Genomic DNA, 20492 nt, shown 5'->3' with positions numbered 1-20492 from the left:
CGGCTGAGCGATGGTGGACCTATGCATGCGAAGGACATCCTCATCGACGGGTACGACCGCATCCGGGAAGAAGTCCACGCCGCCGTCGAGGGCCTGGACCCCGACAGCCTCAACGCCCGGCCCACCCCGGAGACGAACTCGATCGCCTGGCTGGTCTGGCATCTCACCCGGGTCCAGGACGACCACATCGCCGACGCCTTCGACCTCGACCAGGTCTGGCTGGGCCAGGACTGGGAGAAACGCTTCGGTCTCGACCTGCCACGCCATGACACCGGGTACGGGCACAGCCCCGCCAAGGTCGCCAAGGTACGGGTCGCCGACGCCGGCCTGCTGACCGGGTACCACGACGCCGTGCACGAGCAGAGCCGCAGGGCGCTGCGCGCGCTGACGGCGGCGGATCTCGAGCGCGTGGTGGACGTGCGTTGGGACCCGCCGGTCACCCTGGGCGTACGGCTGGTCAGCGTCCTGTCCGACGATCTGCAGCACGTCGGACAGGCCGCCTATGTGCGCGGGCTGCTTCAGAGCGCGGCCGCGTAACCCGGCAGGACGACGTCCTCGATGAGGGCCCTGCGCTCGTCGAACGGGATGAACGCGCTCTTCAGTGCGTTCACCGTGACCGTGCGCAGGTCCTCGACGCCCCAGCCCGCCTCCTCGACGAGCAGCGCCATCTCGCGGGTCATCGTCGTGCCGGACACCAGCCGGTTGTCGGTGTTGAGGGTGACACGGAAGCCGAGGTCCTTCAGGGCGGTGATCGGATGCCCGGCGATGGAGGTGGCGGCGCCCGTCTGGAGGTTGGACGTGGGGCACATCTCCAGCGCGACACGGCGGTCCCGCACCCACCCGGCCAGCCGGCCGAGCTTGCCGTCCACGATGTCGTCGGTGATGCGCACACCGTGGCCGATGCGCTGGGCCCCGCAGACCTGGAGCGCCTGGTGGATGCTGGGCAGGCCGTGGGCCTCGCCGGCGTGGATGGTGAAGGGGACGTTCTCGCGGCGCAGGTGCTCGAAGGCGTCCAGGTGGTCGGCGGGCGGGAAGCCGTCCTCGGCGCCCGCGATGTCGAAGCCGACGACTCCCGCGTCCCGGAAGGCGACCGCGAGGTCGGCGGTCTCCCGGGTGCGGTCGAACATGCGCATCCCGCAGAGCAGGGTGCCGACCCGGACCGGCGTGCCCGCGGCCGCGGCCTTCGCCATACCGGCGGCGAGTCCCTCCTGGACGGTCTCGACCACCTCGGCCAGGGTCAGCTCGCCCTTCAGCATCAGCTCGGGGGCGTAGCGCACCTCGCCGTAGACGACCCCGTCCGCCGCCAGGTCGAGGACGTACTCCTCGGCGGTGCGCAGCAGGCCCTCGCGGGTCTGCATCACGGCGAGGGTGTGCTCGAAGGTGGCTATGTACCGCACCAGGTCGCCCGAGTTGGCGGCCTCGAAGTACCAGGCGGCCAGCTCGTCGGGGTCGGTGGTGGGCAGGGTGTGGCCGGCCTCCGCCGCGAGTTCGACGACGGTGGCGGGGCGCAGGCCGCCGTCGAGGTGGTCGTGCAGGACGGCCTTGGGGAGCCGGCGGAGGGTGTCGGTGGCGATGCGGGGCGCGGTCATGTGTGCGTGTTCCTCGGCAGGTGGTTCTCAGGCGGTGGCGGGCTGGAGCAGGTCCCAGCGGTTTCCGTACAGGTCCTGGAAGACGGCGACGGAGCCGTACGGCTCGTGGCGGGGCTCCTCCAGGAAGGTCACGCCGGCGGCGAGCATCCGGGCGTGGTCGCGGGCGAAGTCGTCGGTGTGCAGGAAGAAGCCGACGCGCCCGCCGGTCTGGTCGCCGATCCGGGCGCGCTGGGCGTCGCCCTTGGCACGGGCGAGCAGCAGCCCGGTGCCCTCCTGGCCCTCGCCCGGCCGTACGACGACCCAGCGGGCCCCCTCGGGCCGGGGTGCGTCCTCGACGAGCCGGAAGCCGAGCGCGTCGGTGTAGAAGCGGATCGCCTCGTCGTAGTCGTCGACGACGAGGGTGACCAGGGCGATGTGTGCCATCGGGGCCTTTCGGAGGGCGTGCGGCGGGGCGATTGACGGGAGAGGTTATACGTAAAACTTCAGGGGCGCCAGTCGCCCCTCCCGGACTGGGTCCGGGGGCCGGGAGACGACGGGGGGTGGGGTGGGTGAGGGGTGAACGGGGTCACCCGGAGCGGTGGGCCTCGTTCAGCCGGGCCAGTTCCTCGTCGGTGAGGCGCAGGGCGCCGGCCGCGACGTTCTCGGTGAGATGGCCGGGGTCGCCGGTGCCGGGGATGGCCAGGACGTGGGGGCCCTGGGCCAGGCTCCAGGCGAGGCGGATCTGGGCCGGGGTACTGTCGTGGGCGCGGGCCGCGGACAGGACGGCGTCGTCGTGGGTGCTCGTCGCGCCCTGCGCCCCGCCGTCGCCGGCAATGGAGAAGAACGGGACGAAGGCGATGCCCTGGCCCCGGCAGAGGGTGAGGAGTTCCTCGGTCGCGGGGGCGCGGTCGCCGAGGCCGTAGCGGTTCTGCACGCTGACCACCGGGGCGATGGCCTGCGCCTCCGCCAGGTGGCGGGGTTCGACGTCGGAGATGCCGAGGTGGCGTACCAGCCCGGCCTCGCGCAGCGCGGCGAGGGCGCCGAAGTGCTCGGCGATCGACTCCTGGCGCATCCGGCGCAGATAGACGAGGTCGAGATGGTCGCGGCCGAGCTGGCGCAGGTTCTCCTCGACGTGACCGCGCAGGTCCTCGGGACGGGCCGAGGTGCCCCACTCCCCCGCGCAGTCCCGGAAGGGCCCGACCTTCGTGGCGATGAGCAGGTCGTCGCGGTACGGGGAGAGGGCGCTGTTGATGAGTTCGTTGGCGGAGCGGAGGGAGGAGAAGTAGAAGGCGGCGGTGTCGATGTGGTTGACGCCGAGGTCGATCGCCCGGCGCAGCACGGCGATCGAGCGGTCGCGGTCGCTCGGCGTGCCGAGGTGGAAGGCGGCGCTGCCCGTCAGCCGCATGGCGCCGAAGCCGACACGGTTCACGGTCAGGTCGCCGAGTGTCCAGGTGCCCGCGGCGTCCGCGGTGATCGTTCCGGTGCTCATCGGTGCAGTCTCGCACGCCCGCGGACGCGGGCTTCTTCAACCTGCTCGACGATCTGACCGTCGCCGACAATGTCGTGCTGCCCGCGCGCCTCGCGGGTACGGCCCGTGGCGCGGCGGAGCGCCGGGCGGCGGAACTCCTGGAACTGCTGGGCATCGACCGCCACGCCCGCGCCCGCCCGGGGCGGTTGTCCGGCGGCGAACGGCAACGCGTCGCGGTGGCCCGGGCGTTGATGAACCGGCCGACGCTGCTCCTGGCCGACGAGCCGACCGGGGCCCTGGACACGACCGCCGGACAGGACGTCAGCAGTCTGCTCAGCGGCCTCAACGCGGAGGGCCAGACCCTCGTCGTGGTCACCCACGACCTGGCTCTGGCCCGGTCCTGCACGAACCGTACGGTCCGGATCGCCGACGGCCGGATCACCGAGGACGTCCGCTCGCCGGCCGGCGCCTCGGAAGCCGTCCGATGAGCGCGCTCGGCAGGGTGGTGCGCTCGGGGGTGAGACGACGCCGGGTGCAGACACTGGTGATCGGGCTCGCCACGATGATGGCGGTGGCCGCCTCCGTCCTCGGCGGATCACTGCTCGTGGTGTCCGGCGCACCCTTCGACGGCGCCTTCGCCGAGCAGCACGGAGCACATCTGTCCGTGCAGTTCGACGCGGACACGGTGAGTGCCGGGCAGTTGTCGAAGACCAAGGACGCCGAAGGGATGAGCGGTGCGGCCGGGCCGTTCCGTACGGCGACGGTCACCCCGCGGTCGGACAGGGCGGGCCCCGGGGGGCCGATGACCGTGGTCGGCCGCGGCGATCCCGGCCGGGACGTGGACGAGGTGGCACTGCTCGACGGGCGGTGGCCCACGCGCTCCGGCGAGATCGTGCTGTCCGCCGACGCCTCGCTCCTCGCGACCACGGGCACGAGGATCGTCTTCCCCGGTCTGCCCGGCGGTCCGGCACTGACGGTGGTCGGTGTGGCCCGCTCGGTCACCCGGACCGCCGACGCCTGGGTGGTCCCGTCCCAGATGCCGGCGCTCACCGCGCCCGGCAGCGGCGGTTACCAGATGCTCTACCGCTTCACCGACGCGGGCACCGCCGCGCAGATCACCGCGGGCGGCAAGGCCGTGACGGACTCCCTTCCGGCGGGAACGGCCGTCGGTGAACAGTCATGGCTCACCGTCAGGAGGGCCGCCGAGCGCGACACCGCCCTCTACGTCCCCTTCCTCGTCGCGTTCGGCTCCCTGGGACTGGTCATGTCGGTGCTCGTCGTCGGCAACGTCGTCGCGTCGGCCGTCGGCACGGGAACGCGCCGTATCGGCATCCTCAAGGCCGTCGGCCTCACCCCGGCCCAGGTCGTGCGGGCCCACGTGGGACAGGCGCTGATTCCGGCCGCCGTCGGCACGGCCCTCGGTGTCCTCACCGGCCACCTGCTCGCCGTCCCCGTACTGGCCGAGACCGAGGAGGTCTACGGCATCTCGTCCCTGGCCGTCGCCCCCTGGGTCGACCTGGCGGTGATCGCCGGGGTGCTCGGCCTGGTGGCGGCGACCGCGTGGGCGGGTGCCTGGCGGGCCGGCCGGCTGCGTACGGTCGACGCGCTCGCCGTCGGGCGTACCGCTTCGGCGGGGCGCGGCCGGTGGGCGGCCCGTCTGGCCCACCGGCTGCCGTTGCCGCAGCCGGTCGCCCTGGGGCTGGCCAGGCCCTTCGCACGGCCCGCCCGCGCGCTGGCCATGGGCACGGCGATCCTGTTCGGCACCATCGCCGTCACGTTCACCGTGGGGATGGGCGCCTCGCTCGGCCAGGTGATGAAGGCCAGGGCCCACGACGCCGCCGATGTCGTCGTACCCGCGCCCCTGCCGGACTTCGGACGCCCCGAGGAAGGTTCTGGCCCCGAGAAGCGGCCCGAGGCCGATCCGGCCGAAGTCGCCGCGGCCGTCGAGGCCGCCGCCGGAAGCGGGAGGTACTACAGCGCCGCGACGGTACGGGCGACCGTGTCCGGCCTGACCGGCAGCGTCGACGTGATCGCCTTCACCGGCGACGCCTCCTGGGGCGGCTACACGATGGTCTCGGGCCGCTGGATCGACAGGCCCGGCGAGGCCGTGGTCCCGACGCCCTTCCTGGCCGCCCCCGGCACCCGCCTCGGTGCCACCGTCACCCTGAACGGCCTGGCCGAGCCGGTCACGGTCCGGATCGTCGGTGAGGTACTCGACCCCCGTAAGGACGGCGTGCAGGTCTTCACCGACGCCTCGACCCTCAGGGCCGCGCATCCCGACCTGCGGGAGAGGCGCCATCACATCGCGGTCACGTCAGGCACCGACGTGACCGGCTACGTCGACGCGCTGAACAGGGACCTGGCACCGCTGGGGGTCGCCGCTCGGGCCGGCGGGCTCGACGCCGGCGGCGACATGGTCGTCACACTCAGCGCGCTGTCGATGATCCTGACGCTGATGCTCGTCGCCGTCGCCGCGCTCGGCGTGCTGAACGGCGTGCTGCTCGACACCCGCGAGCGCGTCCGGGAGATCGGTGTCCCCAAGGCGCTCGGCATGACCCCCCGGCAGACCGTCGCGATGGTCCTCACCTCGGTCGTCGTGACCGGACTGGTCTCGGGCGCTCTGGGGGTGCCGCTCGGCGTGGCCCTGCACGGCCGGGTCATCCCCGCGATGGGCGACAGCGTGGGGCTCCGCCTCCCCGGTTCCGTCATCGCCGTCCACCACGGGGCCCAACTGCTCCCGCTCGCACTCGGCGGGCTGCTCATCGCCGTCCTGGGTGCGCTCCCGCCCGCCGGCTGGGCCGCCAGGGCCAAAACGGCCACGGCCCTGCGCACCGAATAGGAGGCCGGGTTCGGAGCCGCGTGCCTGCGGCCCCCACCGCGAGGGGCGGTGGGGGCCGGCCGATTGGTTCCCCCCCCCCGGCCGGAGCGGGGCGCGGGGAACCGCGGTTCCCCGCGCCCCCTGCGATCAGAGCGGGTTGAGACGGGCCTTGAGCAGGCAGAACTCATTGCCCTCGGGGTCGGTCAGGACATGCCACGGCTCGTCCCCCGTCTGGCCGATGTCGGCCGGGCGCGCACCGAGCTTCAGCAGGCGTTCCAGCTCGGCGTCCTGGTCGCGGTCGGTGGCGTTGACGTCGATGTGCAGCCGGGACTTCCCCTTCTCCGGCTCATCCCGGTAGCTCAGGATGATCGTCGGCTGCGGGCCACCGAACCCTTCGCGCGGCCCGATCTCCAGCGTGCCGTCGTCCTCGCGGTCGAGCACGACGAAGTCCAGGACCTCGCACCAGAAGCGCGCCAGCAGCTCCGGGTCGCGGCAACCGAGCACGAGTTCACTGATACGACATGCCATGAAGAAACCTGCTCTCAGCGTGGTAACTGCCGGGCGGGCCACACCTGATGGGCTCCCGGCAGTGAAAACGACCCCGCGACCGTATCGGAGCGGACGATCAAGGGCGACATGTTTTCGTGTCCGCGAGAGTGTGTCGGCGTTTCTCCAAGTAGGCGCGCTCCGCGGGGTTCTGGGTCAGGGCGAGGGCGCTCGCGTAGGACCGGGCGGCCTCGGTGGGGCGGTCCAGGCGGCGCAGCAGGTCGGCGCGGACCGCGTGGAAGACGTGGTAGCCGTCGAGGTCGAGTGTGTCCAGGAGCGCGAGGGCCGGCCGCGGGCCCTCGGTCTCGGCGACCGCGACGGCCCGGTTGAGGGCCACGACCGGGCTCGGGGCGACGGCCGTCAACCGGTCGTAGAGCCGCAGGATCTGCCGCCAGTCGGTGGCCGCCGCAGTGGGTGCGTCGCTGTGCACGGCCTGGATGGCGGCCTGGATCTGGTACGGCCCGGGCCGGTCACGGCGCAGACAGCGGCGGACCAGGTCCTGTCCCTCGGCGATCAGGGCCCGGTCCCAGCGGCCGCGGTCCTGCTCGGGCAGCGGTACGAGCGTGCCGTCGGCGTCCTCCCGGGCCGCCCGGCGGGACTCGACGAGCAGCATCAGCGCGAGCAGGCCGGTGGCCTCGGGCTCGTCCGGCATCAGCTCGGTGAGGAGCCGGCCGAGGCGTACGGCCTCCGCGCACAGGCCGGGGTCGCCCTCGTACCCCTGGTTGAAGATCAGGTAGACGACGGCGAGCACACCCCCAAGCCGGTCGGGCAGATCGGCGTCGCGGGGCACGCGGTAGGGGATGCGGGCGTCGCGGATCTTCGCCTTGGCGCGGACCAGCCGCTGGGCCATGGTCGGCTCGGGGACCAGGAAGGCGCGGGCGATCTGGGCGGTGGTGAGGCCGCCGAGGAGCCGCAGGGTCAGCGCGACCCGGGCCTGCGGGGCGAGCGCGGGGTGGCAGCAGGTGAAGATCAGGCGGAGCCGGTCGTCGTGCACGGGGCCCTCCTCCCGGGGCGGATCGGGGGCGTGCAGCCGGGCGGCCTCGGCCTGCCGGGCGTCCCGGGTGGACTCGCGGCGCAGCCGGTCGAGGGCCCGGTTGCGGGCGGTGGTGATGATCCATCCGGCCGGGCTCGGCGGCACCCCGGTGGCCGGCCAGCGCCGCACGGCCGTGGTGAAGGCGTCCTGGACCGCTTCCTCGGCGAGGTCGATGTCGCCGAGGAAGCGGACCAGGACGGCGACGGCCCGGCCGTACTCCGCGCGGAAGACGGCCTCGACGCCGGCGGTGTCGCCCATCGGTCGGTCTCCGGCCTCAGTGGGCGTCCGCGAAGGGACGCACCTCGATGGGGAGGGTGGTGGCCAGTGCCGCCTTCCTGCCCCATTCCAGGGCCTCGTCCAGGTCGGCGGCCGTGATCAGGCAGAGCCCTCCGAGGTACTCCTTGCCCTCGGCGTACGGGCCGTCCGTGATGAGCACGTCACCGTCCTCGGGCCGCAGCACGGTGGCCGTCTCCGGAGCATGGAGCCCACCGGAGAAGACCCAGACCCCGGCCTCGCGCAGCTCGTCGTTGAAGGCCGCGACACGGCGCATGATCTCGTCCAGTTCGTCGGGCGGCGGGGGCTCACCGCCGGTCGGCTGGACCACGCTGAGCAGGTAGTGCGTCATGACGTCCTCCTCGACGTCGTCGGTTGTCTCTCACCTCCTACACGAACAGCGGTCCCCCGGATCGACACCCCGCACCGCGGAACGGGAAAGAACTCCGTCCATGACCGCACCCCACCCCCTCGTCACCCGGGCCCGCCGCCTCGCCGACGACCTCCTCGCCCCGCACGCCGAACAGGTCGACCAGGGTGAGGTGCCGGTCGGCCACCTGAGGGAGATCAGGCGCTCCGGTCTGCTCGGTCTGCACGCGCCGACGCGGTACGGCGGCTCGGCGGCACCCGGCGCGGTGGTGCGCGAGACCGCGGAGATCCTGGCGGGGGCCTGCTGCTCGACCTGGTTCGTGCAGACGCAGCACCACACGCCGGTGCTGACCCTGGCGCGGAGCGAGGGTCCGCTGCGCGAACGCCTGCTGGGCGGGCTGGCGAGCGGCGAGCTGCTCTCCGGGGTGGCGTACGCGCATCTGCGGGCGTATCCGCGTGTCCCCGTCCGGGCCACCCGGGAGCGCGGCGGCTGGCGCTTCGACGGGAGGGTGCCCTGGTACACGGGGTGGGGCCTGAACGACGTGATGCTGCTCGCCGGGGTCACGGACGCGGACGAGGAGCTGTTCGCCTTCGCGCAGGCCCGGGAGCAGCCGGGCCTGCGGGCCTCGGCCCCGATGCGCCTCGCCGCGCTCACCGCGGCCCGCACGGTGTCCCTGGACCTGGACGGCCTGTGGCTGCCGGCGGAGGCGGTGGTCCTGCGGTCCCCGCACGACCGCTGGGCGGCGACGGACCGCCTCAGGACGGTGAACGCCAACCCGGCGGTCTTCGGCGTCGCGGAGGCGGCCCTGGCCCTGGCCGACGAGGACACGGCGAGGCGGCTGCGGGCCCGCCTCGCGGAGGTGCGCGAGCGGGCCTACGCGCTCATCGACACCGCGGAGCCCGACGAGCGTCTCGGGGAGCGCCTGGCGCTCAGGACACGGGCCCACGAGCTGATGCGGGCGGCGACCACCGCCGCCGTGGTCACCGGCGGCGGCCGCTCGATGCTCCTGACGAACAGGGCCCAACGCCTCGCCAGGGAGGCCCTGTTCCTGCTGGTCCAGGGCCAGACCGCGGAGTCGCGCTCGGCCCACCTCGAGGCGCTGGCCCACTGACCCGTCGCGAACGGCCCTTGCGCCGAGGGAGTGGCCCCGGCGCGGAGCGGGTGCTGCCACAGGCCCTGGGCGGCGAGTCGCGGCAGCACCCCCTTGCCGAACCAGTACGCCTCCTCCAGGTGCGGATGCCCGGAGAGCACGAACTCCGTGCCGAGGGGCGGGCGCCCGGCGGGACCGGCCGTCGCCGGGCACCCGCGGAGGGCGGTCCGCCCCGGCCCCCTCCGGTCCCGGCCGGCCTCAGTCCTCGTCGCCGGCCGGGACGACCACGAGGAAGGCGTCGGACTTCAGGTCCATGACGACGGTCGCGGGCCGGCCTTCGGCGCGCAGCCGGGCCGCGCATTCCTCGGCCGGCCACGATCCGCGCGGGGCTCCCGCGGGGAAGCGTTCCAACACCTTCGCGCGCATAGCGGCAGACACCTCCACGTTCGTGTTCGTACCGGACGACTCCCGTGGAGACCGGCTGCCCCGGATCGGCGCGAGCATGTTCACGCGGACGGTGCGGGGCTCTCGTCGGCCCTCGCCGGGCGATGCTCCTCGGCCACCGCCCGGTGGTCCCGGGTCAGACGGCCGGGCCACCAGGCGCGCGGTCCGATGTCCAGCACCAGCGCGGGCACCAGCAGGGAGCGCACCACGAGGGTGTCGAGCAGCACGCCGAACGCCACGATGAAGGCGATCTGGGCGAGGAACGCCAGGGGGATCACGCCGAGCGCGGCGAACGTCGCGGCGAGCACGACCCCCGCGGAGGTGATGACCCCGCCCGTGGTGACCAGACCGCGCAGGACACCCTGGCGTACTCCGTGGCGCAGGGACTCCTCGCGGACCCGGGACATGAGGAAGATGTTGTAGTCGACGCCCAGCGCCACCAGGAACACGAACCCGTAGAGGGGCACGGAGGGATCGGTGCCGGTGAAGCCGAACCCGTGCTGGAAGACGAGCGCGGAGACTCCCAGGGTGGCGAGGAAGTTCAGGGCGACCGTGGCGACCAGCAGGGCGGGCAGCAGCAGGGAACGCAGCAGTCCCGTCAGGATGAGGAAGATGACGGCGAGGACGACGGGGACGATCAGCGTGCGGTCGCGTTCCGCGGTGCGCAGGGTGTCGTACTGCTGGGCGGTGTAGCCGCCGACGAGGGCATCGGCACCGGGGACGGCGTGCAGGGCGGTCCGCAGACGTGCCACGGTCCGCTTGGCCGCGTCGCTGTCCGCGGCGGCGGCGAGGGTGACGTCGGCCTGGACCCGCCCGCCGACGACCAGCGGGGTACCGCCGGGCCGTCCGGTCGCGGTCCTGGCCGCCGCCGAGGCCACGCCCTCGGTGGCGCGGGCCACGGTGAGCACCCGTTCCAGCCGGTCCGCGTCCGCGACGACCACGGCGGGGTTGCCCGCACCGCCGGGGAAGTGCTCGCCCAGGGTCTTCTGGGCGGCGACGGAGGGGGCGTCGTTCACGAAGGTCTCGTCCAGGGGTACGCCCTTGGAGGCGAGCGCCGGCGCGAAGGCGGCGCCGGCCAGCAGCACGGCGAGCGTCACCGCCCAGACCCGGCGCGGCCGCCGGTCGACCAGCCCGGCCACCCGCCCCCACACGCCGGTACCGCCGGTACCGCCGGTACCGTCCGCGGCTCCGGTCCCGGCGGTCACCGCCGCGGGCTTCGCCGGCCAGTAGGCGGCGCGGCCCAGGACGACGAGGACGGCCGGCAGGAAGGTGAGGGAGCTGAGGACGGCGCAGCCGATGCCGATGGCGCCGACCGGTCCGAGCGCGCGGTTGTTGGTGAGGTCGCTGAGCAGCAGGGCGAGCAGCCCGAGCGCGACGGTGGCGGCGCTGGCCACGACGGCGCCCCAGGACTGCCGCAGGGCGGCCCGCACGGCCGTGAACCGGTCGCCGCCCAGGGCGAGTTCCTCGCGGTACCGGGCGGTCAGGAGGAGGGCGTAGTCGGTGGCGGCGCCGATGACGAGGATCGACAGGATGCCCTGGACCTGTCCGTCGACCCGGACGACGTCGTGGTCGGCGAGGACGTACACGACCGCGCAGGCCAGGCCCAGCGCGAAGACCGCGCCGAGGATGATCAATAGCGGGAGCAGGACGCTGCGGTACACCAGCAGCAGGATCACCAGGACGGTGAGCAGGGCGACGGCGAGCAGCAGTCCGTCGATGCCGGCGAAGGCGTCGGACAGGTCGGCCTGGCTGGCGGCGGGGCCCGCCAGGTGGACGGTGCCGCCGGGGACGCGTTCGGCCGCGGCCCGGATCCGGTCGAGGGCGGCGGGGAGGCCGTCGCCGAGGTCGGGGCGGAGCGGGACCACCGCCTGGAGGGCGGCGCCGTCCTGCGCGAGCACCGCCGGCGAGACCCGGCCCTGCACCCCGGGGGTGCCGGTGAGGGAGGCGAGGGCCCGGTCGGCCGCCGCGCGCTGCTCCCGCACCTCGCTGCCGGTCCACACGACGATCGCCGGGAGCGTCTCGTCCTGCCGGAAGGCCCGCTGCGCGGCGATGACCTCGGTGGACTCGGCGCTGCGCGGCAGGAACGCCGCCTGGTCGTTGGTGGCCACCTCACCGAGGCGTCCGGCGTAGGGGCCGAGGACGCCGCCGACGGCGAGCCAGACGGCGATCAGGAGGAAGGGGACGAGCCGGCGGGCTCGTCGGAGAGTGGTGGACATGGTGCTCCAGGCTCCGCAGAGGAATCTCAACAAGAAACAATCTCAATGATTGAGTAAGTTGTGGGCCGCGATGGTAGACGGTGCCTTGTCTTCCGTCCGCGCCCGGCCCCCGGATGCACCCCGTTACGACGTGATCAGCGTCCGGGGGGCACGGTGGCGCCGAGCTCCTCGTTCATCGCCGCGAGGAAACGCACCACCACCGTCAGCTCGTCCCCGGTGAACCGGGACCGGGCCGCGTCGGTGGCCTCCGCGAGGGGCCGGAAGTACGTGCGGGCCGCCGCCCGCGCGTCGGCGGCGTAGTACAGATGGACCACTCTGCGGTCGGCGCTCTCCCGGACACGGCGGATGTGCCCGGCCCGCTCCAGCCGGTCCACGCACGCGGTGACGGCACCGGAGGTCAGTCCGAGGTGCTCGCGCAGCCGTTTCGGCGTCATCGGTTCGTCGGCGTCGAGGATCGCGGCGAGCGCCTGGACGTCCGTCGCGTGCAGCCCGTGGTCGCCGGCGAAGGCGTGCACCAGCCGGTTGATCTCGCCGTTCATCCGGCGCAGCGCCACGGCGAAGGCGGGCAGGTCGGTGCGTGGAGGAGGCACGTCGGACGGCCGTTCCGCCGGCTGCCGTTCCTGGTCGTTCGCTGGGGCCACGCGGTCAGCGTAGCCGCCCGCCCGGGCTCGCCCGATCGGGCGGCGCCCGCGGGCCCGCGCATCCGATACCGCGTTCGGCAGGGAAGCGATGGACAGGGGGGCAACGATGGCCAAGGGGACACCGACGCGAAGGACCGACCACTCATGACGGCAGACGACCGCGGCACCGGACCCCTGTGTCTGGTGACCGGCGCCACGGGGTACATCGGCGGCCGGCTCGTCCCGGAGCTGCTGGCGGCGGGCCTGAGGGTGCGCTGCGTGGCCCGCTCCCCCGACCGGCTGCGCGACCATCCGTGGGCCGGCCGGGTGGAGGTGGTCCGCGGGGACGTCACGGACGCGGAGTCCATGGCGGCGGCGATGCGGGGCGTCGACGTCGCGTACTACCTGGTGCACGCCCTGGGCACCGGGAAGGACTTCGAGGAGACCGACCGGCGGGCCGCGCGGATCTTCGGGGAGTCGGCGCGCGCCGCGGGCGTACGCCGGATCGTCTATCTGGGCGGACTCACCCCGTACGGGGTGCCGGAGCGCGAGCTGTCGCCGCATCTGCGCTCGCGCGCCGAGGTCGGCCGCATCCTGCTCGGCTCGGGCGTGCCCACGGCCGTGCTGCGGGCGGCGATCGTCATCGGCTCGGGTTCGGCCTCCTTCGAGATGCTGCGCTACCTCACCGAGCGGCTGCCCGTCATGGTCACCCCGAGCTGGGTGCGCACCCGGATCCAGCCGGTCGCCGTCCGGGACGTGCTGCGCGCGCTGGTCGGCGCCGCCCGGCTGCCGGACGACGTCAGCCGGACCTTCGACATCGGCGGACCCGACGTCCTGACGTACCAGGAGATGATGGTCCGTTACGCCGCCGTCGCGGGTCTGCCGCGCCGGCTGATCCTGCCCTTGCCGGTCCTCACCCCCGGTCTGTCCAGCCACTGGGTCGGACTGGTGACGCCCGTCCCGGCCTCGATCGCACGGCCGCTCACCGAGTCGCTGCGGCACGAGGTGGTCTGCCGTGAGCACGACATCGCCCGGTACGTGTCCGACCCGCCCGGCCATCCGCTCGGCTTCGACGAGGCCGTCCGGCTCGCTCTGCGGCGGGTACGCGAGGCCAGGGTCACCACCCGCTGGTCCTCCGCCTCCCTGCCCGGGGCATCCAGCGACCCGCTGCCCACCGACCCCGGCTGGGCCGGCGGCAGCCTCTACTCCGACGAACGCGAACTGTGCGTGGACGCTCCGCGCGCCTCCTTGTGGCGGGTGATCGAGGGCATCGGCGGCGACAACGGCTGGTACTCGTTCCCGCTCGCGTGGGCCGTACGAGGGTGGCTGGACCGGCTGGCGGGCGGGGTGGGCCTGCGCCGGGGGCGCCGGGACGCCTCCCGGCTGCGGGTGGGCGACTCGCTGGACTTCTGGCGGGTCGAGGAGATCGAACCCGGGCGTCTGCTGCGACTGCGCGCGGAGATGCGGCTGCCGGGTCTGGCGTGGCTGGAGATGTACGCCGAGACCGACGACCTGGGCCGGACCCGGTTCCGCCAGCGCGCCCTGTTCCATCCGCGCGGGCTGCTGGGTCACGCGTACTGGTGGAGCGTGTCGCCGTTCCACGCCGTGGTGTTCGGCGGCATGGCCCGCAACATCGCGCGGGCGGCCCACTCGGACGCGGCGGCCCGGGCGTCCGAGCGGGCGCCCACCGGCTGACGCCCGGCCGTGCGGCCCACCCCCGACCGCCCGGCCGGCGCATCCGCCGACCGCCGCCGGACGGAAACGGGTACCAGTCCGCCCCCCCGGTCGCCGGCCGGCCCCTCGGCCGCCGGCCCGCCCCCCTTCTTCCGGAGCCTGACCCATGAACGTCTCGGTCGTCCTGTTCACCTCCGACCTGCGGCTGCACGACCACCCTCCGCTGCGCGCCGCCCTCGACGGGTCCCGCGAGGTGGTCCCGCTGTTCGTGCGGGACCGGGCGGTGGACGGCGCGGGGTTCGCCCGCCCCAACCGGCTGGCGTTCCTCGCCGACTCGCTGCGCGACCTCGACGCGGGGCTGCGGCACCGGGGCGGCCGGCTGGTGGTGCGGTCCGGGGACCTGGTGGAGGAGGTGTGCCGGGTGGCCACCGAGGCCGACGCCGACGAGGTCCACCTGGCGGCGGACGTGAGCGCCCACGCCCAGCGCCGGGAGGAGCGGCTGCGGCGCGCCCTGGAGGCGGAGGGCGTCCGGCTGCACGTGCACGGCACGGTGACGACCGCGGTGGATCCCGGTGTGCTGGCCCCCGGCTCCTCGGACCACTTCGCGGTCTTCACGCCGTACTTCCGGCACTGGTCCGGGTACCGGCTCCGGGACGCGCTCGGCGCGCCCAGGGCCGTACGGGTCCCGGAGGGCGTGGGCTCGGAGGAACTGCCCGGGCGCGAGGGCCTGTCCGGTCTGTCGCCGGCGCTGGCCCGGGGCGGCGAGACGGAGGCCCGCGCACGGCTGACCGCGTGGCTGGACTCGGGCGTCGCCGCGTACGAGGACCGGCACGACGACCTCGCCGGTGACGCGACCTCACGGCTCTCGCCGCACCTGCACTTCGGCACCCTCTCCCCCGTCGAGCTGGTGCACAGGGCGCGGGCGGTGGGCGGGGCGGGCGCCGAGGCGTTCGTACGGCAGGTCGCCTGGCGCGACTTCAACCGTCAGGTCCTGGCGGCCCGGCCGGACGCGGCGACCGCGGACTACCGCACCAAGCACGACCGCTGGCGTACGGAGCGCAGGGCCGGCGAGGACATCGAGGCCTGGCGCGAGGGCCGCACCGGCTACCCGGTGGTGGACGCGGCGATGCGGCAGCTGCGCCACGAGGGCTGGATGCACAACCGGGGACGGCTGCTGACGGCGAGCTTCCTGACCAAGACGCTCTACGTCGACTGGCGCGTCGGCGCGCGGCACTTCCTGGAGTTCCTGGTCGACGGCGACGTGGCCAACAACCAGCTCAACTGGCAGTGGATGGCCGGCACCGGCACCGACTCCCGGCCCAACCGGGTGCTCAACCCCGTCACCCAGGCCAAGCGCTACGACCCCGACGGGGCGTACGTGCGGCGCTGGGTGCCCGAGCTGGCGGACCTGGAGGGCCCGGCGGTGCACGAGCCGTGGAAGCTGCGGGGACTGGAACGGGCGGCGCTGGACTACCCGGACCCGCTCGTCGACCTCGCCGACGGGCTGGCCCGCTTCAAGCGGGCGCGTGGACGCGACTGAGGAGAGCGGCGATGGCCACCCCCCACTGGCTGTTCGGCGACCAGCTCGGGCCGGGCTTCCTCGCACCGGGCGACGGCGGTCCGGCCCGGGACGCACCGGTCGTGATGATCGAGGCCCGGTCGGTGTTCCGTCGCCGGCGCTTCCACCGGGCCAAGGCACACCTGGTGCTGTCGGCGATGCGGCACCGCGCGGCGGAACTCGGCGACCGCGTGCGCTACGTCCGTGCCGAGACCTACCGCGAAGGTCTGCGCGCGGCGGTGGGCGAAGGGCCGCTGACGGTGTGTCATCCCACCTCGCGGGCGGCACTCGCCCTGGTGCGCTCCCTGCCGGGCGTCACGGTGCTGCCGCCGCGCGGCTTCCTGGTCGCACACGAGGACTTCCGGGCCTGGGCCGACGGACACGGCGGTCAGCGGCTGCGCCAGGAGGACTTCTACCGCTGGGTGCGCCGTACGCACGACCTGCTCATGGACGGTGACGGCCCGGCGGGCGGGCGCTGGAACCACGACCACGACAACCGCGAGCCCCCGCCCCGGGGCGCGACCGCCCTGGACGTGCCCGCGCCCTACCGGCCACGCGAGGACGGCGTCGACGACGAGGTCCGTCACGACCTCGACCGCTGGGAACGCGAGGGCATCCGGTTCGTGGGCCGCGACGGGCCCCGGCGGTTCCCCGCGACCCGCCGCGAGGCCCTGGCCGCGCTGCGGCGGTTCGTGGAGCACCGGCTCGCGGCCTTCGGACCGTACGAGGACGCGATGCTGGCGGGCGACCCGGTGATGAGCCACAGCCTGCTGTCCTCGTCGCTGAACCTCGGTCTGCTGGACCCGGCGGAGTGCGTGGAACGCGCCGAGGCCGCCTGGCGGTCGGGCGAGGCCCCGGTCAACAGCGTCGAGGGGTTCGTACGGCAGATCGCGGGCTGGCGGGAGTACGTGTGGCAGCTCTACTGGTACTTCGGCGAGGAGTACCGGCACCGCAACGCGCTGGGGCACCGTGCCCCGCTGCCCGGCTGGTTCCTGGAACTGGACGCCGACGCCGTCACCGCGCACTGTCTGGCCACCGTGCTCGCGCAGGTGCGGGACACGGGCTGGACGCACCACATCCCGCGGCTGATGCTGCTGGGCAGTCACGCCCTTCAGCGCGGCTGGGACCCGGCCGCGGTGACCGACTGGTTCCACCGCTGCTTCGTCGACGGCTACGACTGGGTGATGCTGCCGAACGTGGTCGGCATGTCCCAGTACGCCGACGGCGGGCGGATGACCACCAAGCCGTACACCTCCGGCGGGTCGTACGTGCACCGGATGAGCGACCTGTGCGGGCCGTGCGCCTACCGGCCGGACCGCCGCGTCGGCGAGGACGCCTGCCCCTTCACGGCCGGATACTGGGCCTTCCTTCACCGGCACCGCGACCGCCTCGAACGCAACCCCCGCATGACACGAGCGGTACACGGCCTGGACCGCCTGAGCGACCTGAACGCCCTGCTGCACCAGCAACAACAGCGCGCAGACCAACCACCGTGACGACCGGCGACGGGCCACGGGGTGGCTCCGGGCGCGGCTCCGCGTGCGGCACCGGCTGGGGCCGGGTGCGGGTACGACCGGGCCGCGGGAGTCAAGCCGCTGTCCATTCGCGCGACGGACGAACTGGTCATCCGCGGCGGGCCGGACGCGTATTCGGCCGCGGCCGGGGGGCGTGGGCCGGGGGCCTCGGCCGGCTGGGCTGGACCGCGGGGGCCGCGGGCCTGGAGACGCAGGGCCGGGGCCCGCGGGCCGGGAGGCGCGGGGCCCCGGGCCGGGAGGCGCGGACCGCAGGCCTGGGCGGAGGCCGCGGGCCCGGGGGCGCGAGGCCGGCAGGCACGAGGCCGGGGGCCGCAGGCCCGGGGGCGCGAGGCCGGGAGGCACGAGGCCGGCAGGCACGAGGCCGGGAGGCCTGGGCCTGGGCCGTGGGCCTGGGCCGTGGGCCTGGGCCGTGGGCCGTGGGCCTGGGCCTGGGCCTGGGCCGTGGGCCTGAGGGAACAGGGCCTGGACCGCAGGCCTGGGGCTGCGGGCCCGGGGCCGGGAGGCGCGTGCCGGGAGCCGGGGCGCGTGCCAGGCGGCAGGCCCGGCGAGATCCGCCAGAGCCCGAGGGGGATCCGGCCCCTGGCCCTGCGGAGGCCCGGCCGCAAGCCCGGCGGAGGCCCGGCGGAGGCCCGGCGAAGCCGGGGTGCAGAGAACGGTCGGGGTTAGGGCCGCAGGCCCGGCCGGGGGGGCCGGGGCAGGGCCGGGGGCAGGGCCCGGCCAGGGGCAGGCCCGGCCAGGGGCAGGCCCGGCCAGGGGCAGGCCCGGCCAGGGCAGAGCCGCAACCCTGGCCAGGGCAGCACCGCACCGCCGGCCAGGGCAGCACCGCAAGCCCGGCCAGAGGCAGAGCCGCAGGATCGGGTGCGGGGTGTGGTCGGGGTCAGGGGGTGAGGTCGTGGAGCACCGTGCGGGCGGCTCGGGCGCCGGAGGCCAGGGCGCCCTGGACGGAGCCGGTGGCACGGTGGTCCCCGCACACGTACCGGCCGGGTGCGACCCGGGCCGTGCGGGTGAGGGGCTGGGGCGGGAGCATCACGGGGAGCGCTTCGGGCACCGTGCGGGCGGTGAGCAGGTCCCAGCCGGCGGTGTCGGTGCCGTACACGTCGGCCAGCGCGGTGCGCACCGCCGTCGCGCGTCCCTCGGTGTCGGCGCCGAGCACCGACGTGGCCACCAGGGCGTAGGCGTCGGACGCGTACTCCGGGGCCGCGTCGCTGAGGACGCAGGTGTTGAGCAGCCGTCTGCGGCTGTCGACGAGCAGGGTCGGCTCGCCCAGCGGTGTCCGGGCGGCCACGTGGTGGTACGTCGTCACCACCCGGCTGTCGGGGACGTCCAGGCCCGGCAGCAGCGCGCGGGCGGCACCCGGCCCGGTGGCGACGACGACCGCCCGGGCGGGCACCTCGCGGCCGCCGGAGACGACGACGCCCTCGCCGGTGAGCCGCTCCACCGCGGTCCCCAGCCGCACCGTCCCCTCGGGAAGCCCTTCGGCCAGCGCCCGCGGCACCGCTCCGATCCCCTCGGCCGGCAGGCAGAGGGTGCCCCGGAGCATGCTCCGCCACACGAGGTGGAAGACGCGGGCCGACGTCTCCAGGTCGTCCTCCAGGAAGACACCCGACAGGAACGGGCGGAAGAACAGCTCGACGAATCCGTCGGTGCATCCGGCGGCCCTGAGCGCGTCACGGGTGGTGCGGTCGGCGGCCCGCTTCAGCCGTCCGGCGGGGGTGAGGGCGTCGCGGGCCGAGAGGGCCGAGAGGGCGAGGAGGTCACGGGGGCCGGCCAGCCGGCCCGGCAGCAGGTCGGGCAGGGAGCGGGGACGGCGGGTCGGGTCGCTGAAGCGCAGCCGGCCCCGGCCGGTGTGGATCAGTACGCCGGGTGTGAACGGCCGCAGCCGCAGCGCGCGCAGGGCCAGGCGGCGCCGCACCTGCGGGTAGGAGGTGTTGAACACCTGGAAGCCCCGGTCGACGGCGAAACCCTCGACCCGGTCGGTGCGCATCCGGCCGCCGACGGCGTCGGAGGCCTCCAGGACCCTTACGCCGAGTCCCGCGGCGGCCAGGTCGCGGGCGCACGCCAGTCCGGCGACGCCCGCCCCGATCACCAGTACGTCGGTGTCGCTGTGCGCGGAGGTCACGGCCACCCCTCTCGTCCGCCGGGCCGTCGGTTCGGTCACCGGACGGCAGCGGCCGCCCCGGAGCCGCCGACTCCTCTTCTCCCCGCGGGCGCCCGGCGGATGCGGGCACCCCGCACCGCGCGCCGGATGCCGCCAGGCGGTCTCACCAAGCCGGCCCGGTGCTCAGCAGCAGTTCGCGCACCCGGCGTACGTCGGGGTTCTCCACGGCGCCGGGGCGTTGCACGAGGTAGCCGGTGTTGATCGGCGGGTCGTCCGGGGTGTGCAGCGGGACGAGGGCGCCGGAGGCCAGCTCGTCCAGGCAGAGGTAGCGGGGCAGGACGGTGAAACCGGCGCCCGCGACGACCGCCGCCAGCACCCCGCGCAGATCGGGCACGGTGAGCGCGGCGGGGCAGGACAGACGCCTGCCGAAGACGTGCCGCCAGTAGCGGCGGGCGATGGGCAGGTCCTCGGCGTACGTCACCAGGGGCACGGAGTGCAGTGCCGAGGGGCCCTCGGCGGCGAGCCGTCCCCGCAGCCGCTCGGCCCAGGCGGGCGCGGCGACCAGGACGAACTCCTCGTCGGTCAGCGGGAGGGCGGTCAGGGTGCGCCCGCGGGGACGGACGGTGGCGATGACCAGGTCGTGCCGTCCCGCCCGGAGTTCCTCCAGGAGGTGGTCGGTCAGCCCGGTGGCGACCCGCAGCCGCACGCCCTCGGCGACGAGGGGAGCGAGCGCGGGCAGCGCGCGGGCGCACAGCAGTTCGGCCGGCCCGGCCAGGTGAACGGGGTCGGCCCGGCCGGACCGCGCAGGGTCCGGGCCGGCGACGGAGGCGAGTTCGTCGAGCGGAGCGGCGACACGGGCGGCGAGCTCGTCGGCCACGGCCGTCGGCGCGACCCCGCGCGGGAGCCGCTCGAACAGCTCCCGTCCGGCCTGACGTTCCAGGGTGCGCATCTGTGTGGTCACCGTCGGCTGGGACAGTCCGAGCAGTTGCGCCGCGCCGGTGAACGAGCCCGAGCGGTACACGGCGAGGAAGGTGCGCAGGAGATTGAGGTCAAGGTGGTCGGTGTGCTGCACGGCCTCGATTATTCCTCCGCGTGCCATAGGTTGGCCTATGTCCGGCATTGGATTCCTCATTGGATTCCTATGCATCGAAGTCCTAGGTTCGAGGTACTGGCACGCCGAC

The 20492-nt window shown here is 74.6% G+C and carries 17 protein-coding genes and 2 pseudogenes; 7 read left to right on the top strand and 12 right to left on the bottom strand.

The genetic code is table 11. The annotated features are described in order from the left end of the window. The first annotated feature begins 21 nt into the window (after nt 1-21). A complete protein-coding gene (locus tag ACFY30_RS12715) occupies nt 22-537 on the top strand; it encodes a DUF664 domain-containing protein (RefSeq protein WP_390845197.1) in 516 nt (171 codons plus the stop codon). On the opposite strand, the gene ACFY30_RS12710 is transcribed toward ACFY30_RS12715, so the two are convergent. From ACFY30_RS12710 to ACFY30_RS12700, 3 genes are all read right to left on the bottom strand, one after another. Then, entirely contained in the window at nt 519-1589 is a 1071-nt protein-coding gene (locus ACFY30_RS12710) for an adenosine deaminase (RefSeq protein ID WP_390845196.1), read from the bottom strand. The genes ACFY30_RS12715 and ACFY30_RS12710 overlap by 19 nt on opposite strands. 27 nt (nt 1590-1616) lie before the next feature. Continuing rightward, nucleotides 1617-2012 carry a VOC family protein gene (locus tag ACFY30_RS12705; RefSeq protein ID WP_390845195.1) on the bottom strand — a complete coding sequence of 132 codons (396 nt, stop codon included), beginning with the start codon at nt 2010-2012 and terminating at the stop codon, nt 1617-1619. 142 nt (nt 2013-2154) lie between these two features. Beyond that, the gene (locus ACFY30_RS12700; RefSeq protein WP_390845194.1) at nt 2155-3057 is read right to left on the bottom strand and encodes an aldo/keto reductase; all 903 of its coding nucleotides are present in this window, start codon (nt 3055-3057) and stop codon (nt 2155-2157) included. Nucleotides 3058-3089: 32 nt separating this feature from the next. Between ACFY30_RS12700 and ACFY30_RS12695 the strand changes: the two are divergent. Both ACFY30_RS12695 and ACFY30_RS12690 read left to right on the top strand, forming a co-directional pair. Next, nucleotides 3090-3524: pseudogene (locus tag ACFY30_RS12695) on the top strand (ABC transporter ATP-binding protein); the annotation flags it as partial. Continuing rightward, nucleotides 3521-5875, top strand: a complete 2355-nt coding sequence (locus ACFY30_RS12690; RefSeq protein ID WP_390845193.1) for an ABC transporter permease — start codon at nt 3521-3523, stop codon at nt 5873-5875. The pseudogene ACFY30_RS12695 and the gene ACFY30_RS12690, both read left to right, overlap by 4 nt. A 126-nt stretch (nt 5876-6001) precedes the next feature. Here ACFY30_RS12690 and ACFY30_RS12685 read toward each other — a convergent pair whose 3' ends face one another. The 3 genes from ACFY30_RS12685 to ACFY30_RS12675 all read right to left on the bottom strand — a co-directional run bounded on the left by ACFY30_RS12685 (nt 6002) and on the right by ACFY30_RS12675 (nt 8058). Continuing rightward, a complete protein-coding gene (locus tag ACFY30_RS12685; RefSeq protein ID WP_390845192.1) occupies nt 6002-6382 on the bottom strand; it encodes a VOC family protein in 381 nt (126 codons plus the stop codon). A gap of 97 nt (nt 6383-6479) precedes the next feature. Further along, on the bottom strand, nt 6480-7691 hold the full coding sequence (locus ACFY30_RS12680) for an RNA polymerase sigma factor (protein WP_390845191.1): 1212 nt from the start codon (nt 7689-7691) through the stop codon (nt 6480-6482). A 16-nt stretch (nt 7692-7707) separates the two neighbouring features. Continuing rightward, nucleotides 7708-8058, bottom strand: coding sequence for a YciI family protein (locus ACFY30_RS12675; protein WP_390845190.1), 351 nt, complete (start codon nt 8056-8058; stop codon nt 7708-7710). A 100-nt stretch (nt 8059-8158) separates the two neighbouring features. On the opposite strand from ACFY30_RS12675, the gene ACFY30_RS12670 reads away from it, so the two are divergent. After that, the gene (locus ACFY30_RS12670) at nt 8159-9187 is read left to right on the top strand and encodes an acyl-CoA dehydrogenase family protein (protein WP_390845189.1); all 1029 of its coding nucleotides are present in this window, start codon (nt 8159-8161) and stop codon (nt 9185-9187) included. 5 nt (nt 9188-9192) lie between these two features. Here the strand turns inward: ACFY30_RS12670 and ACFY30_RS12665 are convergent. The 4 genes and pseudogenes from ACFY30_RS12665 to ACFY30_RS12650 form a co-directional block, all read right to left on the bottom strand. Then, nucleotides 9193-9333, bottom strand: a pseudogene (locus tag ACFY30_RS12665) (alkanesulfonate monooxygenase); the annotation flags it as partial. A 91-nt stretch (nt 9334-9424) separates the two neighbouring features. Further along, nucleotides 9425-9592 (bottom strand): hypothetical protein, encoded by a 168-nt coding sequence (locus tag ACFY30_RS12660; protein WP_390657793.1) that lies wholly within the window; start codon nt 9590-9592, stop codon nt 9425-9427. An 80-nt stretch (nt 9593-9672) separates the two neighbouring features. Next, nucleotides 9673-11826, bottom strand: coding sequence for an MMPL family transporter (locus ACFY30_RS12655; RefSeq protein ID WP_390845188.1), 2154 nt, complete (start codon nt 11824-11826; stop codon nt 9673-9675). 134 nt (nt 11827-11960) lie between these two features. Next, nucleotides 11961-12467, bottom strand: coding sequence for a MarR family winged helix-turn-helix transcriptional regulator (locus ACFY30_RS12650; RefSeq protein WP_390845187.1), 507 nt, complete (start codon nt 12465-12467; stop codon nt 11961-11963). 144 nt (nt 12468-12611) lie between these two features. Here ACFY30_RS12650 and ACFY30_RS12645 point away from each other — a divergent pair, with 144 nt between their 5' ends. The 3 genes from ACFY30_RS12645 (at nt 12612) to ACFY30_RS12635 (ending at nt 17174) form a co-directional block, all read left to right on the top strand. Then, nucleotides 12612-14141 (top strand): SDR family oxidoreductase, encoded by a 1530-nt coding sequence (locus ACFY30_RS12645; protein ID WP_390845186.1) that lies wholly within the window; start codon nt 12612-12614, stop codon nt 14139-14141. 145 nt (nt 14142-14286) lie between these two features. Further along, nucleotides 14287-15660 carry a cryptochrome/photolyase family protein gene (locus ACFY30_RS12640; protein WP_390845185.1) on the top strand — a complete coding sequence of 458 codons (1374 nt, stop codon included), beginning with the start codon at nt 14287-14289 and terminating at the stop codon, nt 15658-15660. Between the two features lie 11 nt (nt 15661-15671). Continuing rightward, complete coding sequence (locus ACFY30_RS12635; RefSeq protein WP_390845184.1) at nt 15672-17174, top strand: cryptochrome/photolyase family protein; 1503 nt, start codon at nt 15672-15674, stop codon at nt 17172-17174. Between the two features lie 916 nt (nt 17175-18090). On the opposite strand, the gene ACFY30_RS12630 is transcribed toward ACFY30_RS12635, so the two are convergent. Then, nucleotides 18091-19332 (bottom strand): NAD(P)/FAD-dependent oxidoreductase, encoded by a 1242-nt coding sequence (locus ACFY30_RS12630; protein ID WP_390845183.1) that lies wholly within the window; start codon nt 19330-19332, stop codon nt 18091-18093. A 142-nt stretch (nt 19333-19474) separates the two neighbouring features. After that, complete coding sequence (locus ACFY30_RS12625) at nt 19475-20410, bottom strand: LysR family transcriptional regulator (RefSeq protein ID WP_390845182.1); 936 nt, start codon at nt 20408-20410, stop codon at nt 19475-19477. Nucleotides 20411-20492: the final 82 nt, after the last annotated feature.

Source organism: Streptomyces sp. NPDC000345 (genome assembly GCF_042898825.1).
In the GTDB taxonomy this organism is placed as follows: domain Bacteria; phylum Actinomycetota; class Actinomycetes; order Streptomycetales; family Streptomycetaceae; genus Streptomyces.
This window is presented reverse-complemented; position numbering and strand designations above follow the sequence as displayed.